The sequence below is a fragment of the Paenibacillus sp. JJ1722 genome (assembly GCF_048282685.1).
Classification (GTDB): Bacteria; Bacillota; Bacilli; order Paenibacillales; family Paenibacillaceae; genus Paenibacillus; species Paenibacillus polymyxa_B.
The window spans coordinates 1,883,890-1,899,802 of sequence record NZ_CP182500.1; the positions used below are offsets into that span (position 1 = coordinate 1,883,890).

Sequence of the window (15,913 nt, forward strand, 5' to 3'; positions counted from 1 at the left end):
TTTGCATGATTTTAATTAGCAACTTCCAATTAATAAAATTTGGATTGAATTGCTTGCAAACCAAAAGATGAAAATGCAAACTATAGAAATGGGGAGTTCGTATTGGATGGTCATACCGAGTTTCATTGGGGATTGCTAGCTGTGAATCTCCTCTTGGTACTGCTGCTTGTCTTTCTAAATGGTGTATTTGTGGCCGCAGAATTTTCGTTGGTCAAAATGCGCCAATCCCGATTGACGCAGCTCCAAAGCGAGGGTCATCGCCTGGCAGGCTATGCGCTGAAGGTGAACCAAAAGTTGGATGCTTATCTGTCCGCCACCCAATTGGGCATTACGCTGGCTTCATTGGGCCTAGGTTGGATTGGAGAGCCAGCAATATCCGGCTACCTGATAGAGCCACTCATGCACAAACTCGGTGTAACTGACGGTACACTGATTACAACGGTATCCGTTATCGTCGGATTTTGCGTAATTACCTTTTTGCATATCGTATTGGGGGAACTGGCGCCAAAGTCCTTAGCGATTCAGAAGACCGAAGGTGTGGCGTTGTTTTTATCGGCGCCTTTGCTGCTTTTTTATAAGGTCTTTCTGCCTGTGATCTGGGTATTGAATGCTGCGGCAAATTTACTGTTGCGTGCATTCGGCATTCAGCCGGCGAGTGAAGCCGAAGCGGCTCATTCGGAGGAAGAGATTCGTATATTGATGAATCAGAGCGCCAAAAGCGGTGTGATTGATAAGGACGAAATTAAGCTGATGGATAATATTTTTGATTTTTCTGACTTGCTTGCCCGCGAAATCATGCTGCCGCGTACAGATATGGATTGTTTGTACACGAATTTGTCGTTTAAGGAAAATCTCAAGATTATCAGCGAGACCAAGCATTCCCGCTACCCGGTAGCGGTTGAGGATAAAGACCAGATTATCGGTTTTGTCCATATTACGGATCTTCTGCTAGCTGAGCAGGGAGAGCAACTGGATCTGGCTTCGGTGGTACGTCCTATTTTGAATGTGCCGGAGTCCATGGAAGTGAGTCACGTGCTACGCCTTATGCAGAAAAAACATTCCCAAATGACTCTCGTGGTAGATGAGTACGGCGGAACGGCCGGGCTGCTGACAGCGGAGGAAATTTTGGAGGAAATCGTCGGGGATCTCTATGATGAATTTGAGGATGAACGCCCGAGCGTGGAAATGAAGGAGAACTTCATCTCTGTGGACGGTCGTATGCTCATTGAGGATGTCAATGATTTGACTGGAGTGAATATTGAAGACGACGAGGTGGATTCCATCGGGGGATGGCTGTTCAAGGAATTGGAAGGCATTCCGGTGAAAGGGAAGAAAATTGAGTTTTATAACCTTACCTTTGAGGTGGAGGAAGCAACAAGGCTTCGCATAATGAGAGTGAAGATTCACCGCAAGCCTGAGCCTGTGATTGAAGATGAGCTTTCTACCGATTGATTCCTGATCCACAGAGATAGGTAAGATCAGTTGAGGTATGTAAGTTATTATAGAGTGCTGAAGAAAGAGCCTTTAGATCCACGTACCGTGGGTTTAAAGGCTCTTTTTTGATTAGAAACAGTTCTATAGTTATTTTCTTTGAACAATTATTTTTATCTGTGATTTTTTGTTCGAGACTTGGGCGATGCGGCATATGTTGAATAGTAAAGCAGATGGATCAATCAAAGGAGGTCCCGGCCCGTGAAATTTCCACAGCAAGGTGAGTATGCCCCGTTTGTCGGCCCGTTCGATCCGTGTCCACCCGTCCTGTGCAAGACTTATGTGCTTCCGCCAAACTTATTTGTACAATTTCAGCCCCCTGGTCTACCGCAATTCAGTCCAGATGAGGCGCTGACGAAGGGGACACTATGGCCTCTACTTTACAGCCCTTATGAGCCTATGAGAAACCAGGGGGGAGGCGAATAGAATGGAGAATCCAAAACAGGGTCAGTCCCCAAACCCATTCCAACAGCAAATTCAGCATGAGAGTGGGTATCAACAGCCGAATCCATATCAAAGCCCTTATTCAAATCCGTATTCATACCAGAACCAGTATCAGAGCCAAGCTCAGGACTATAGTCAAGCCGGAAACCCAGCCCAAGGCTGCACGCCCCAAACCAAGCCGGGTGATGCCCAGTTTTATGCGCTGTTGGAGAAGCTTCAGGCGGTAGATTTTGTATTGGTGGAACTGAATTTGTATCTCAATACACACCCGGATGATTTACAGGCTATCGAACAGTTCAATAAGCTGACGCAGGAAAGAACGGCGATTGCTAACGAGTACCAGATCTTATATGGGCCTTTACAAAATTTTGGCCGTGCCTATTCCAAGTATCCTTGGGAATGGAACCAAACTCCTTGGCCGTGGCAGGTCTAGGTAGGTACAACCTTTTATAAAGGAGGAACATGAATGTGGGTATATGAGAAAAAACTGCAATATCCCGTACGTGTCAGCAAATGTGATCCTCATATGGCCAAACTGCTTATGGAGCAGTATGGTGGAGCGGATGGCGAGCTGGCGGCGGCTTTGCGGTATCTGAATCAGCGGTATACGATTCCGGATAAGGTTATCGGCGTACTTAATGATATAGGTACGGAAGAATTTGCGCACCTCGAAATGATTGCGACTATGATTTACAAGCTGACCAAGGATGCGAGTGTAGAGCAAATGAAGGCAGCCGGGCTGGGGGAATATTATGCGGCGCATGATCATGCGCTGTATTACCAGAGCGCAGGCGGAGTTCCTTTTACAGCGACCTATTTTCAAGCCAAGGGTGATCCAATTGCGGATTTGTATGAGGATATTGCGGCAGAAGAAAAGGCGAGAGCTACATATCAGTGGCTGATTGATTTAACAGATGATGTGGATTTGCAGGATAGTCTGAAGTTTCTGCGTGAACGCGAAATAATCCATTCGCTCCGTTTCCATGAGTCTGTGGAAATTTTGAAGGGGGAAAGAGATCGGAAGAAAGTGTTCTGAGAAAATGATACACAAGGTCTCTTGGTGAGCTTTAGCTTGCAGGAGACTTTTTTCTTTTGAAGTCATCTAAGCTATGAAATGGTCGTTCTCAAGGAGTAGCAATGGGCATTTTGTATATAAGAGGGGGCAAAAATAAAAGCCCCCAAAAATTGCAGGCTGTCAGCCCGGGTATCGTGCCGAGCACATATCGGCATGATGACTAAAAGGCCGCCTACATTAAACGACCTTCCCTGGCGCGTCTTTCTCATCCCTATTGCTTCAGTTGTGCAAAATATTGCTCGTTATATAACACGCTTGGATGGGTAGGATGGTGCAACTGAGCGATGCGATGATGCGATTTTGCCTTTTCGATGTCACCGATTCGGTCGTAACACAGGCATAATTGCAAGTGTGGAAACCAGGTATAGTACGAGGAATTGGTTAAGGCCATCACATCTTGTGGAGGCTCTATCAGCGTCGCCTGACGAAACCAGTAAATGGCTTGAGTATACTGCTCATCTTCAATGAACAAATTGCCAAAGGCACAGCAGAACTGTGCGCGTGGTACATCAAGGTTAAGTGTGCGAAGCAGAGCCATACGCTGCTCCTGTTTTTGACCCTGGTGAGCGTAGCAATCCGCTAGCTTAAAGCAAGCAGCAATCCGATCTTCAATCCATCCGAGATCTAGACCCAGATAGTGTTTGTACTGCTGGATGGCTTCTAGTATGCGTCCGTTATCATAAAGTTCATTAGCGAAGTAGTAGTGATCTCGTTCAGAAAATGCGGTGCCTTGCTCCCGATGCTTGAGATAGATATGCAAATTACGATCAGTGTAAGCACGTGTCTTTTTATGAGTCACCGCCATATTACTGTGAAAGGTACTGCCTGTCACATTCAGGAATTCGTGAACAAATCCGATCCATCTGAATTTACGATCACGTCGCACCATTCGGTTTCTTTTGAGCTTATGCAGCGGCTGCCCCTGTTCATCTACAGATAGCACATAATCCATCGTAATGCTGTCATACGAGACGGTGGCTTGTTTTTTCCAGTCGAGAAATGCCAGTCGGTCTTGCTCTTCTAAGATGTCGTCGGCATCCAGCCAAAATTGATATTCCTGTGTTGCCTGATCAAACGCATAATTGCGGGCTGCGGAAAAATCATCACACCATTCAAAAGGGTATATCCGAGCGTTGAACGATGCAGCTACCTCTTGGGTACTGTCGGTAGAGCCAGTATCAACGATAATGATTTCATCTACCAGGTCATGGACTGATTTCAGACAGGTATGAAGTGCTTCTTCTTCATTTTTGACAATCATACATAAGCTGACAGTTACCATGCTCTTTGTCCCTCCCAAAAAACTTGATATAATCTCCATTTTATGTAGGATAGCTTGCTCATTATGTAGTAATTCCGATGGAGCATTTAGAGGATGTGTAATGATCATAAATTCAAACTTGCTCTAATAAATTAGAAAATCAAAGTCTGATATGAAGGGGGAGGAGATTGTGCGAAATTCGATATTATCAAGTGCGACCGGGAAATAAATTTGATGGCTAAATGTAGTTGGAAAACAGGTGAAAAACAGAAAAAAGGCAGTTAACTGGATGTTAAGGTTGTATTTTTGTATTGATGTCGTTTTCATTGATATTTCCAGGTGTAAGTCCATTCCTACCACGCTCACTCCCATATCGCTTGGTCGCAATTATGGTATGCCTAAGGACATGGAGGGAGAACGGTTTATGAGGCTTCTACCTGATGGAGGCGTTGAATCATGCGTATACTAATCGGTAGCCCGGTGCACCAGAAACCGGAAACATTGTCTTTATTTCTTCAAGCTTTGGAGCGACTGGAGGCACCTGACGTGCTGCCCGATTATTTATTTGTCGATGATAATGACAATCCGACTTCAAGCCAATGGCTTGCCGATTTTTCTAATCGACTGCCAGGCAGGGTTTTGCCCTTGTTGACAGGCTCACAGCAAGTGGAGAACCGAAGTGATGAGCACACTCATTATTGGCCGCCTGCCCTCGTCTGGAAAGTGGCTGATTTTAAAAATCGTCTTATTGATTATGCACTTCAGCATAATTATGACGCGCTGTTTTTGGTCGATTCAGACCTGATTCTCCATTCCCGTACCTTATGTAAACTGGTAGAGGCGGAGAAGGATATTGTATCTGAGATTTTCTGGACACGCTGGCAGCCGGAGGGGCCTCTATTGCCTCAGGTGTGGGTTAGTGATGAATATAATTTGTTCCATCGTGAAGAAGGCGAAGTGTTGTCGGCAGAGGAGCGAGCGCAACGCGAGTTGCATTTCATACACCAATTGCACGTTCCTGGTTTGTACGAGGTGGGTGGTCTAGGCGCTTGCACCCTAATCCGCAGACGTGCACTGGAAGCAGGGATTCACTTTGGTAAAATCAAAAACGTTTCCTATTGGGGAGAAGATCGACATTTCTGTATTCGGGCAGCTGCATTTGGATTTCCACTTTTTGTGGATACACACTATCCGGCGATGCATCTGTACCGGGAAGCGGATAGAATAAAGGCAGAGCAGCTACTATTCACCCTAAAGTATTTTACAACGAGTGCTGTTCATACGGACCATTCAGAACATTTAGCATATCTGGATCACTCCGATACTTCTACTAACTCTCCTGCCTTCAATCGTTCTGCATCATCAAGTCCCTCTAAGTTCCCTGAACCTCCTGTTATACCGTATGATCTCCGTGAGTCAGCTGTCTTTGCCAAGTACACTGCAGATTCTTTTGCTGTACCACAAACATTCTCTGGTCCACGACAAAGTGAACTTCATACGCCGCCTGTCTCCAAACCCAAATTGACGCTGACCATGACGGTATACAATGAGGCAGATCGCAAGCTCATTGACGTGCTGCGGAGTCATCGGGAATATATTGATGAAGCGGTCATTATTGATGATGGCAGTCAGGATGATAGCGGAGAGTTGTGCCGCGAGATCCTGAAGGGAATCCCATTGCGTTTAATACGCAATGAAACAGCTTCTTTTACCAATGAATTAGAGCTGCGAAAACAGCAGTGGAGAGAGACGTTGGCATCCTCTCCCGAGTGGATATTAAACATGGACGCTGACGAAATGTTCGAATCCCGTTTTGCTCAAGGGGTACATTCGTTGTTAGCGGGAACGAAAGCGGATACGATTTGTTTCAGGTTGTTTGATATGTGGACTTCCACGCATTATCGCGATGATGATTATTGGCAGGCTCATCAGTATTACCGTCCTTTTTTAATTCGATATAAGGAAGGGTTTTCTTATAAATGGAAGGAGCAGTCCTTGCACTGTGGGAGATTTCCCGAAAATGTGCTTGACCTACCCAGTGAAATCAGCAACTACCGCATCCAGCATTGGGGATGGTGTACACCTGCTATTCGCATGGCCAAATTTCAGCGATACCAGTTGCTTGATCCAAGTGCTCGTTATGGCTGGAAAGAGCAATATGAATCTATTTTGGACCCGAACCCCCGACTCACGCTTTGGGTAGATCAGGACAACATAAATGCAGAAAAAGAAACTGCACCAGAGTATGAAGCTGCCGATGATGTGAACGCCATGGATGTTGCTGAGATTGCGAGTGTCCAGGTTATTAATAATTCCGACCTACAAATAAAAAGTGAAACAAAGGACTTACTTTATAGTAAATGCAAACTGTGTGGCTCATCCGACACGGCAGTATTTCATAGCTATGAACGCTTTACCTTGATGGGATGCGGCTCCTGCGGATTGGTTTTTCGTAATGATGTGGATCATATACAGCCAGAGGATATGATTGCAAAAATTTATAATGCCGAATGGGTTGCTATGCGGGATAGTGCAGCAACTTCAACTTATGGAGATCATGCCCTTTTTGGACTTATGCTGCTGGATATGTTCAGTACCAGTAAAGGAAAATTGCTTGAGATTGGATCAGGTACCGGAGAATTTATTCATGCTGCCCTTCAAGCCGGCTGGGATGCAGTGGGCATTGAACCTTCCATAGACTCGCGTGCTTACGCAAAATACAAATATGACGTGGATTTATTGCCGGGTTACTGGGGCGATGAAGCCGAAGAAGATACTCAAACCGAAGAAGCACATGAAATACAGGAATTGAATGAAGAACAAGAAGCAGAAGAAGATACTGACTTATCACTGGATCACAAATACGAGGCCGTAGCATGCTGGCATGTGCTGGAGCATATTGCGGACCCTGTTACATTTTTGACAGATTTACGCGAACAGCTTCAACCTGACGGGACGTTGTATATTACGGTGCCCAACAAAAACTCGTTCACCAATGAGGCTTATGGTGTTTATTCGCCTTTATTTACGGAGGAAGATCATTTGTATCATTATTCTGAGCATACGCTTGCGCTCTTACTGGAAAAGTCTGGCTTCCGCCCAGTGGCTATGTTCACCCGCCAGCTTTCCTCTGGTTTGGATGCCCTGCTGCAAGCCCATCCTTTGTACGGTGAGCTTGCCTTTACGGAGCAAATGGGATTGTTAGCCAAACTTCAAGGCGAGAAACGGGGTCATGAACTGTGCTGTGTCGCAAGAGTAATTTAATCATCCCTAAAAGGAGGCAGCATCCATGAACATGTCTGACCCGTATCTGTCTCGCTTTTTTGTATATTCTGATCCCAACTCCTCCAGCATGATTTACAGACTCCCCCAAAGCTGGTGGAGTCGCCCCTATGAGTATGAGTGGTGTCTTCAATTTATGTCTGGGCAAGATACAGTGCTGGACGCAGCATGTGGAATCCCACATCCATTCAAATTTGAGTTGGCCCGCCGTTGCGCTCAGGTCTATGCCTGCGATCTGGATATTCGGATCATTTCCGTGGATGCCATTTTGGCCGAGGTGCGGCGGGATATCGGAGAGGAGGCTGCCGAGCGCATTCAGGAGATTTTGCCAGTTCGGCTCCACTCCGCACATGCCAATCTGACGGCTCTGCCCTATGAGGATGCCAGTTTTGACAAAATTGTATGTATTTCGGTGCTGGAGCATTTAACACCTGATGAATCTTTGGCAGCCTTACGTGAATTTCACCGGACCTTACGCGATGACGGAATGCTTCTGCTGACGTTTGATTACCCTACAGTGGACCTGTCAGCGATGGAGCAATGGATAGAGCAGGCGGGATTTTCGTATTGGAATGGTGTGGATCTCAAGCTTCCACGGGGTGCTTTACACACGGATATGTGGGGTGGTTTGCATTGTTTCAGGACTGTTTTAAAAAAATATAAGAGTTAGCGGTATGCGCAATGAGGTTTACACGGACCTCTCTTATTGCTTATCATGAGAGGGGTTAGAGTTGTAAACCTACATAGGAAAGGAATGACTGATAACTACATGAACAATGCACCTGTGTTGAAGAAACCTGAGGCTATGGTATTTGATATGGACGGTACACTTTTTCAGACGGAGACGCTATTGCTTCCTGCGTACCACAAGCTGTTTGATACGCTGCGCGCCGAAGGGCTTTATGAAGGAGAGACTCCTCCCGAGGAGCTTATTTTGAATAGTTTGGGCATGCTGCTGGATGAAATCTGGAGAAGAGTGATGCCGGAAGCCAGCGAAGCGGCCCATAGAAGAGCGGACGAGCTGCTGCTTCAGCTGGAACTGGAAGGATTGAAGAACGGAAGTCATGCCCTGTATCCACATGTAAAAGAAACACTCCAGACCCTTCATGAGCAAGGTGTTCGATTGTTCGTAGCCAGTAACGGGCTGGAGGACTATGTAAAGGGGATCGCTGCTGCGTATGAAATGGTTCCCATTTTTGAAGGACTGTACAGTGCTGGGGAGTACAGCACGCTTTCCAAAGTGAATTTGCTGGAAATTCTGTTGAGCAAGCACGATATTTCGAACGTATGGATGGTAGGAGATCGTTCCTCAGATGTGGAAGCAGGCAAAAAGAACGGACAGACGGTGATCGGTTGCGCTTATGCTGGATTTGGTGTGAACGATGAGTTGAAGGGGTCCGATGCGATTATTACAGACTTTACGCAACTGCTTACACTTTATAAAAACGCCGAGTAACTGTGAAACACAGGTAATTGGTTATAAATAGGCTCGACGCACCATATAATTAAAACATGCTGGTACTGTCGGGCAGACGAAAAAAGAAAGGAAGGCAGCCACTTTACGTGGAGCCTTCCTTTGTCTTATTCTCTGTCTTATTCTCTGTCTTATTCTCTGTCTTATTTTCTGCTTTATCTTCTGTTTTATCTTCTGCTTTGTAGTCCGTCTGAGGCTTAGGATTAATTTGTGTGTGGTAGACCCACAAAGCATATTCCATGGGCTTGGCGATGGAACGGCGATAGGTTTCTTTTTCACCAATACGTGAAAAGACCTCACGGGCTGGCTTCGGGTTGACTTCCAGCACGTATATATGACCGTCCTTATTAATTGCCAAATCGAGCGCAAGCTCGCACAATGCCCCGTAGCTTTCTTCCAGATATGCAGCGATGTCCAGTCCGAGTTTTTCCCCTTGCTTGATGATTTTCTCTCTATGGCTTTCATCACGAATCCATTGCGTCAGCAATTGGCTCATCGGTACCGCCTTGCCTCCACCATGCAGGTTGGAAGTGACACTCCGATGTGCCCCGATTCGCCCGGCGCATCCGGTTAGCTCCCATACTCCTTGGCTATTTTTCTGTACCAGCATACGGTAATCATGGACTCTGCCATTCGGCAACTGCACAGGAATGCCTTCCTGAACAATGTAGTTATCCATGTTCCAGCTGCTCAGACGCGGCTCCAGACGGTCTAGACGTACCCGCTGCTGGGGAATAATATGGCGTTTGCGATTGCGGCCCTCAATCAGATACAGGCCTCCTTGCTTGTTAACAGGTTCAATACGTAAAATGCCGCGGCCTCCCGTACCGTTAATCGGCTTGAGGTACACTAGTGAATTCTGTTTAAGCATCCGTTTTACACTATGAAATCCACTGAACAGCTCTGTTGCAGGCAAATGGGCGCGAAAGGCAGACCTCCTCGCAAGCTGCTGATGAATGACCCACTTGTTACTCAGCGGTCGGTTTAAATATACAAGGTCTGTGTATTGCAATCGGAACTGCTTCAACTGACGATATCGCTCACTGCGCTGTACCCGGCAACGGTCGAAAATCATATCTGGAAACTCTCTCCATTTTCGGGTCCATTTTCCGCTGTGTGGATCATAGATTTGGGCAAGGAGCAGCCTGCGATCCTTGTGGACATCTGCAGGAGTGAATACATACATATCCAGTCCCAGCCTTTTCCCTTCTGCAATCATGCGCTCATATATGTCGCGCTCCTCCAATTGCTTCTTGTTGTTCAAATACAAGGTCATGATGCCTAGGACAGGTTTTGGCACAGCATTCCACCTTCCTCTGCCGTCTGCTTATCTTGGGATAACTCCCCGTGAAATATCAGCGTGGGTTTCCCGGTCGGTCCAGTCGTCATTTCGTGCGCAACAAGTCCAGCGCGGAAACAGGTTTTGAGACTGGACATATTGTCGGCGGCTACGCTGCACGTCAGACGGCGCAGCTGTTTGAGCTGGGCGGACAGCAGTCTAGCGCCCAGTCTGCGGCCCCGGTAAAGCGGACGAACAATTACGATGCAAGCATCCTTCCCGTAATTCAGAGCGAGGGAAAATCCCGCAATCCGCAGCCCCTTCTCCGTGCGCACATATGCGCACAAGAGGGAGGAGCCGGGGGTGTTCAATAGCTCGGGCGTTAAAACTGCCAACTGCCGCAGAGCATTACGAGTAATGCGCATGCCCCCTGAACTGCGGGCCAAAAACAGCAACTGTCGTCGTCTCAGTAGCCAGCTCCGGGCAGGCAAATGTTGAACATCGCTAATTTGCGGCATGATTCCACTTCCTTGATCATGATTTCAATCGTCCGGCCAAAAAGGAGCTGTACTGGAATATGCGTCTAAGCGACTTTTGGCGGATTTCCGGCTCGTCAAATTTCATCGGTTTGGCATTGGCCTCAAAAAACCAGAGTGTTCCGAGCGTATCCACGCCCAAATCCATGGACATTTCGCCGTGAGAAAGACCGGATGCGCGTTCAATTTGACGTGCAATCTGTATGGCCGTACTTTTAACTTTGCTCAGTAGATCCGTGCTGTCCTCAGGCCCAAACAGCGAGGACAGTAGCTTGAACGGGTCCTCTACACTCCCGCCACGCGGGACATGTGTGGTGATGCTCCCTTTACCCGCCAGTCTGGCACCGACCCCGGTTATACTCCAGGAGCCACGGATATTTTTTTGTACCAGGATACGCAGGTCGAAGGGTTTTTTCTGATAGGTTGCCAGATCGATACCCTGTTGAATGATATAAGGCGAGTTGCCTGCTTCCCGGCGGATACGTCCCCACAGCCGGGATAGCGATACAGATTTGTAGGTTACACTTTTTTTGTCATGCTGAATGGTCAGTCTGTAAGCCATGAGATGGTCTGGGTGGAATTTAAGAATCATAATCCCTTTTCCGGCCTTACCGTTTTCCGGCTTGAGATACAGGTATGGATACGCAGACAGCATTTTTCCTAATGAAGACAGGTTGCTTAACCGTTTGGTTGCCGGAACAAGCTGACGAGTGGTTTCCGAGGTACGCAACCACTTGAACAGTTCCCATTTGTTAAAAAAGCCTGGATTGTACAGTTCAATGCCTGAGGCATGTGAAATTTCATCCAACTTTGTGCGCACAGAGGTTTTAAGTTCATAATTACGGTTTGGGATGCGATTATAAATGACCTGTGGAGGTGGGAAATTCTGTTCCTCCCACGTCTGTAAGCTCTTGTTGAAGACATAGCCCTTAACCGTCTCATCTGCCAGTTTCAGGTCCCTGACGGTAACAATGTACACCTGATATCCCATCCGTGTTCCCGTTTCAAGAATATCCCTGAAATTGCGCTGATTGCCCTTGAAAAATTGCCCTTCGTCGTGCACTGTCAATACAGCAACGACTGGCTTATGCTCCGCCCGGGTATTCATAGTTCCTCTTTTCTGCGGAATTTACTGAGGTAAAGACAGTGGTCCAAAATATGCTCCACGGATGCTTTACCCTCCGCACGCAACGATGGATGCTGAAAAATGGATCGGCCTGGCTTGGAGTTGGCTTCAAACATCCATACCTTTTCATCCTGATCAATGCCCAGATCAAAACCGATTTCACCCAGTAGATGCTGGTGGTGGTGTTCAATGGCTTCAGCGAGCGTAACTGCTACATTCTTGGCACGTTGAAGCACTTCACCCGCCCGGTCTCCGAATACCCGGTTCAACGCCTGTTCAGGTGTCATAAGGGAGCCGCCATTTTTGATATGGGTTGTGACACTGCCACGTCCGGATTTTTTGGCTCCAATGCCGACAACGACCCACTGGTTATTTCCATTTTTATGCATGTGAAACCGGAAATCAATCGGGCAATTGTCAATCTCGATCAGCTGGATGCCCTGTTGAATGACATAACCCTTTAGCATCTGTCCCTGATTGGAGTGAAGCATCCTGAGCATGGAGTTAAAAGAGGTGAATTTTAGCAATACATTGCTATTTTTCTTACGGTACCTCACATAATATCCTTGCTTGGGAACATGGGACAGACGGTAGATTCCTTTACCGAGACTGCCTCCACTTGGCTTGTAATAAGCAAATTGATGTCGCTCCAGCATACTTCGGATACGTTCAGAGCTGGGATTCGTGTATGATTCAGGGACATAGCGGTTAACATCTGGGTTATTCTCCAGCAGATTATAGATATCGGACTTATTGAAAAAGCTCCAGTTAAAGAAGGGAATTCGTTTGCGGGAAAAGCGTTCGCGTAGTTGATTGATCGCTGGGGAAAAATCAGAGCGACGGCTCGGCAAACGATTATAGATCACGTCTGGCAAAGGTACAAGTTTACGTGTAAATTCCCCGCTGGATGACAGAAAATAGCCGTTAATCGTATCATTTTGCCAGTTGATATCCCGAGGGGTGAAGGCAAAAATATACGATTTTTTGCTACCTTCCTTCAGCAGTTGCTTAATAAAGCCTGTGCGTGATCCGAAAGGGCGAGTGGTGGAGGTGGTACCGTCAGACAGCACGCCAATCAACGGCCCTAGCTGTATATCACCATCCAGATTTCGCAAATAGATGGACCCGCTTTTGGGAACACGGATTGCGTTACGTAAGCCGGAGGTCAAGTATAGATGGCGTCCCGCCTTCTGAATTGGTTTTACTGTAGCGGGGATCTGATCCTTACCGAGCCGCAGACGAACGGACTTGGCTCCGGATAATTTAAGGCTTTTCAACAAGGCAGTGGATATATACGCCACCTTGTCGGGCTGCTGTGAGAAATGCACATTGCAATGCGTTAAACTCATCTGTTTATCCTCCTATACCGTATGTTCAAGGGAGGCGTCCGCGCCCTTTGGCCCTGTCGCTTTGGAATGGGTCATTAAATATCGAGCATATTCGAGCGGGCGGTTGACCGACTGGAAAGCGCACTCTGGCTGACGGGTCTGAAAAAAGGAGGCCCGCCCAGGTCGGGAATTAACCTCCAATAGCCAGATGTTCCCGATCCGGTCAATACCGTAATCAATTCCCAACTCGCCAAGGCGGCCATAACGTTCCTCCAGCGCCCTGGTAATGGTCAAGGACAGCGTCATCATCTGCCTGATGATGAGACGCGTGGTGTCCGCGCCAAATTGTTCACGAAGGTAAGGCTCAGCAGGATGGGCTTCGCCTCCACCGTGCAGATTAGAAGTCAGGGTTCCTTTTCTGCCTTCTCTTACGGCAAAGCCCGTCAGGCACCAATAGCCGTTTCCATCCTTTTGCATGAGTGCGCGAACATCAAAGGGATGATTGCTTTGGCTTGTTAATTTCAAATAAGGCTGCACGATATAAGCGCGTTTGTGTGCAATTCCGTGGATCCATGACAATCCTGCATCCAATTCGGAAAACGAGCGCCGGAACGGGCGGTTACGGGAGTCTCTACCCTGTACAAGTAGTCCCTGACCTCCTTCTGCCAGCCGGAGATACAGTGTGCTCTTGCCATGTGTTCCGGTCTGTGGCTTCATAAACAGCTCCGAATGGCGTCGTAGCCATTCCACAAGCTGAGTCGTGTCCCGGTAAGGCGCCGTAGGCGGCACAAAGGGACGCACTTTATCTACCGCATGCAAAGCGCGATACACCTGCCATTTGCCAGGTAAGTTACGCGACCAGTAGATGAGCTTGCGCGATTTTTGCTCCGCCATGTCTTCCAGTGTGCGCCTGACATTCTGGCTCTCGTGGACATGGAGACAGCGGTTATACACAATGTCCGGCAACGGAAAGCGGCCGGATGTCCATACTCCGTTACGATAAACATAACCTCGTATGGAGTGATCTTCAGGTGAGACTCCTTCGGCGGTAAACGCCATTACGCTAAGACCAGAGCGCCTGCCCAACAGACTTAGCCTGCGGCAAAAATCGGCTTCGGTAATAGGGGGAGTGACGGCCTGTTTCCGGCTAACAAGCACGCCCAGCGTACCTGGCACAACAAGAGACACCGACAACAGCTCCTTTGGCAGCCAGACTCTGGAAGAGATGAATTCATTTGAAGCCGGCTGAATAACAGCAGTATTCAATCATTTTTTTAACGGACGGGCGAGTTTTCTGATCATTTAACGGCGTGTTGTCATTCTTTGATGGCTTCGAATTGACCTCCAGCAACCAGATGCGCCCTGTGCTATCTATTGCCAGATCAATACCAAATTCCGCGAAATGGGCGGGAATTTCTTTTTCCACTCCGCTTGCGATATCCAGTGCTGCTGTTTTCAGAGAGGTATGCCCATTCGATTTAACGGTTGCGGGCAGCGTGGTTTTGGCAAGTGCTTCCTTGACTGTGCTCAGCGTGCCGCCTCTTGCCAGATTGGACACAAAGTGGCTTCCTCCAGCGATCCGGGCGACAATGGATGTTACGGTCCAGGTTCCGGACGAATTTTTCTGTACAAGCGCACGAAAGTCGACCGGACGCTTACCGTGATCAATCAAGGTAAGTCCCTGTTGGAGTTGAAAGCGTGTTGTTTTCATTTTTCCCGCTAAGCTTTTGTACAGCTTATCTACGTTGGCATACGTTTGCTTGCGGGGCGTGCCCGCTGTTGTGGATAACACCGAAAAGGTGCCATCGGTTTGCTTGTTAATGCGCATTATGCCTTTACCCAAGCTTCCGCGCACTGGCTTGAGAAAAACAGCGGGATACTGGTTGCACATTTTTTTGAAAACAGCAAAGGTTTGCAGCAAGTGGGACTCGGGTAAATACTTGCGCAGGGAAGAATTTGATTTAAGCGCATCAAATACTTCATTCTTATCCAGAAACTTTTCGTTAAAAATGGTCGTGCCGTACTGCGATTTTACTTCTTTCATGAAATGCTGTACGCTAGTTCTGTTCTCGAGTTTACGGGAGGTAAGACGATTATTGACGACATCGCCTGCGGGCATGACCGTCTTTTTCCAGCCTCCGTCATACACCCATCCCTGAACTCGCCCGGGCTGACTTCCGATATGCTCCGGGGTGAAAAAATACACATATGCTCCTTGTCTGCGGCATTCCCCGACTAGTTCACGGCAGAACAGGGTGATCGACCCGAAAGGCTTGTCGGGCTGTTCGGGATAGTCCCGACTGACCAGCACGCTAATAAGTGGGCCCACTCGAAGTGTCCGGCGACCTCGGCTGTAGGTTACTCGCAGATCACAATTGGCATGAAGCCCCATTTTTCGGGCTAGCACGCTTCCCACACGTAGGCCGCTGTAGCGGGGCACCGATATGACGGTAACCTCTTGGCGGAACGAACCGAAGGCGAGCTGAACGGGGTGGCCAGCGGATATTTTCCATTTGCGAAGCAGGGACTCGCCGACCATGAGTACGTCATCCTGCAAGATGCCCGATCCGATGATTTGAATCGTTGTTTTTTTGATGGACATCGTGGATCTCCTTCC

Annotated in this window: 14 protein-coding genes; 7 read left to right on the plus strand and 7 right to left on the minus strand. The window is 47.7% G+C overall.

Features of this window, described 5'->3' with window-relative positions:
- The first annotated feature begins 102 nt into the window (after window positions 1-102).
- The 4 genes from ACM1ND_RS08465 (at window position 103) to ACM1ND_RS08480 (ending at window position 2,971) form a co-directional block, all read left to right on the plus strand.
- Window positions 103-1,452 carry a hemolysin family protein gene (locus tag ACM1ND_RS08465; RefSeq protein ID WP_023987891.1) on the plus strand — a complete coding sequence of 450 codons (1,350 nt, stop codon included), beginning with the start codon at window positions 103-105 and terminating at the stop codon, window positions 1,450-1,452.
- Window positions 1,453-1,692: 240 nt separating this feature from the next.
- Window positions 1,693-1,917 carry a spore coat associated protein CotJA gene (locus ACM1ND_RS08470; RefSeq protein WP_025722540.1) on the plus strand — a complete coding sequence of 75 codons (225 nt, stop codon included), beginning with the start codon at window positions 1,693-1,695 and terminating at the stop codon, window positions 1,915-1,917.
- Between the two features lies 1 nt (window position 1,918).
- Window positions 1,919-2,368 (plus strand): spore coat protein CotJB, encoded by a 450-nt coding sequence (locus ACM1ND_RS08475; RefSeq protein WP_023987893.1) that lies wholly within the window; start codon window positions 1,919-1,921, stop codon window positions 2,366-2,368.
- Between the two features lie 33 nt (window positions 2,369-2,401).
- A complete protein-coding gene (locus ACM1ND_RS08480; protein WP_013309567.1) occupies window positions 2,402-2,971 on the plus strand; it encodes a manganese catalase family protein in 570 nt (189 codons plus the stop codon).
- Between the two features lie 250 nt (window positions 2,972-3,221).
- Here the strand turns inward: ACM1ND_RS08480 and ACM1ND_RS08485 are convergent, their stop codons facing one another.
- Window positions 3,222-4,292: a glycosyltransferase family 2 protein gene (locus tag ACM1ND_RS08485; RefSeq protein WP_023987894.1), complete on the minus strand. Its 1,071-nt coding sequence runs from the start codon at window positions 4,290-4,292 to the stop codon at window positions 3,222-3,224.
- A gap of 435 nt (window positions 4,293-4,727) precedes the next feature.
- Between ACM1ND_RS08485 and ACM1ND_RS08490 the strand changes: the two genes are divergently transcribed.
- From ACM1ND_RS08490 to ACM1ND_RS08500, 3 genes are all read left to right on the plus strand, one after another.
- Window positions 4,728-7,535 carry a methyltransferase domain-containing protein gene (locus tag ACM1ND_RS08490; RefSeq protein WP_418027588.1) on the plus strand — a complete coding sequence of 936 codons (2,808 nt, stop codon included), beginning with the start codon at window positions 4,728-4,730 and terminating at the stop codon, window positions 7,533-7,535.
- A gap of 25 nt (window positions 7,536-7,560) precedes the next feature.
- Window positions 7,561-8,223 (plus strand): class I SAM-dependent methyltransferase, encoded by a 663-nt coding sequence (locus ACM1ND_RS08495; protein WP_023987896.1) that lies wholly within the window; start codon window positions 7,561-7,563, stop codon window positions 8,221-8,223.
- Between the two features lie 84 nt (window positions 8,224-8,307).
- Entirely contained in the window at window positions 8,308-9,009 is a 702-nt protein-coding gene (locus tag ACM1ND_RS08500; RefSeq protein ID WP_013309571.1) for an HAD family hydrolase, read from the plus strand.
- 103 nt (window positions 9,010-9,112) lie between these two features.
- On the opposite strand, the gene ACM1ND_RS08505 is transcribed toward ACM1ND_RS08500, so the two are convergent.
- From ACM1ND_RS08505 to ACM1ND_RS08530, 6 genes are read right to left on the minus strand one after another with little or no spacing between them, the layout of a single operon-like run.
- Complete coding sequence (locus ACM1ND_RS08505) at window positions 9,113-10,327, minus strand: YheC/YheD family protein (RefSeq protein WP_071558958.1); 1,215 nt, start codon at window positions 10,325-10,327, stop codon at window positions 9,113-9,115.
- Window positions 10,309-10,824 (minus strand): GNAT family N-acetyltransferase, encoded by a 516-nt coding sequence (locus ACM1ND_RS08510; protein WP_023987899.1) that lies wholly within the window; start codon window positions 10,822-10,824, stop codon window positions 10,309-10,311. The genes ACM1ND_RS08505 and ACM1ND_RS08510 overlap by 19 nt, the downstream gene beginning before the upstream one ends.
- Window positions 10,825-10,840: 16 nt before the next feature.
- Complete coding sequence (locus ACM1ND_RS08515) at window positions 10,841-11,950, minus strand: YheC/YheD family protein (RefSeq protein ID WP_023987900.1); 1,110 nt, start codon at window positions 11,948-11,950, stop codon at window positions 10,841-10,843.
- On the minus strand, window positions 11,947-13,317 hold the full coding sequence (locus tag ACM1ND_RS08520; protein WP_013309575.1) for a YheC/YheD family protein: 1,371 nt from the start codon (window positions 13,315-13,317) through the stop codon (window positions 11,947-11,949). Before ACM1ND_RS08520 ends, ACM1ND_RS08515 begins: the two co-directional genes overlap by 4 nt.
- Before the next feature lie 12 nt (window positions 13,318-13,329).
- Window positions 13,330-14,484: a YheC/YheD family protein gene (locus ACM1ND_RS08525; RefSeq protein ID WP_068940184.1), complete on the minus strand. Its 1,155-nt coding sequence runs from the start codon at window positions 14,482-14,484 to the stop codon at window positions 13,330-13,332.
- 43 nt (window positions 14,485-14,527) lie between these two features.
- Window positions 14,528-15,898: a YheC/YheD family protein gene (locus ACM1ND_RS08530; protein ID WP_023987902.1), complete on the minus strand. Its 1,371-nt coding sequence runs from the start codon at window positions 15,896-15,898 to the stop codon at window positions 14,528-14,530.
- Window positions 15,899-15,913: the final 15 nt, after the last annotated feature.

Excerpts from the sequence above, each read along its gene's own strand:
- ACM1ND_RS08475 (WP_023987893.1), top strand. The coding sequence starts at position 1,919 with ATGGAGAATCCAAAACAGGGTCAGTCCCCAAACCCATTCCAACAGCAA.
- ACM1ND_RS08480 (WP_013309567.1), top strand. The coding sequence starts at position 2,402 with ATGTGGGTATATGAGAAAAAACTGCAATATCCCGTACGTGTCAGCAAA.
- ACM1ND_RS08485 (WP_023987894.1), bottom strand. The coding sequence starts at position 4,292 with ATGGTAACTGTCAGCTTATGTATGATTGTCAAAAATGAAGAAGAAGCA.
- ACM1ND_RS08490 (WP_418027588.1), top strand. The coding sequence starts at position 4,728 with ATGCGTATACTAATCGGTAGCCCGGTGCACCAGAAACCGGAAACATTG.
- ACM1ND_RS08495 (WP_023987896.1), top strand. The coding sequence starts at position 7,561 with ATGAACATGTCTGACCCGTATCTGTCTCGCTTTTTTGTATATTCTGAT.
- ACM1ND_RS08500 (WP_013309571.1), top strand. The coding sequence starts at position 8,308 with ATGACTGATAACTACATGAACAATGCACCTGTGTTGAAGAAACCTGAG.
- ACM1ND_RS08510 (WP_023987899.1), bottom strand. The coding sequence starts at position 10,824 with ATGCCGCAAATTAGCGATGTTCAACATTTGCCTGCCCGGAGCTGGCTA.
- ACM1ND_RS08515 (WP_023987900.1), bottom strand. The coding sequence starts at position 11,950 with ATGAATACCCGGGCGGAGCATAAGCCAGTCGTTGCTGTATTGACAGTG.
- ACM1ND_RS08520 (WP_013309575.1), bottom strand. The coding sequence starts at position 13,317 with ATGAGTTTAACGCATTGCAATGTGCATTTCTCACAGCAGCCCGACAAG.
- ACM1ND_RS08530 (WP_023987902.1), bottom strand. The coding sequence starts at position 15,898 with ATGTCCATCAAAAAAACAACGATTCAAATCATCGGATCGGGCATCTTG.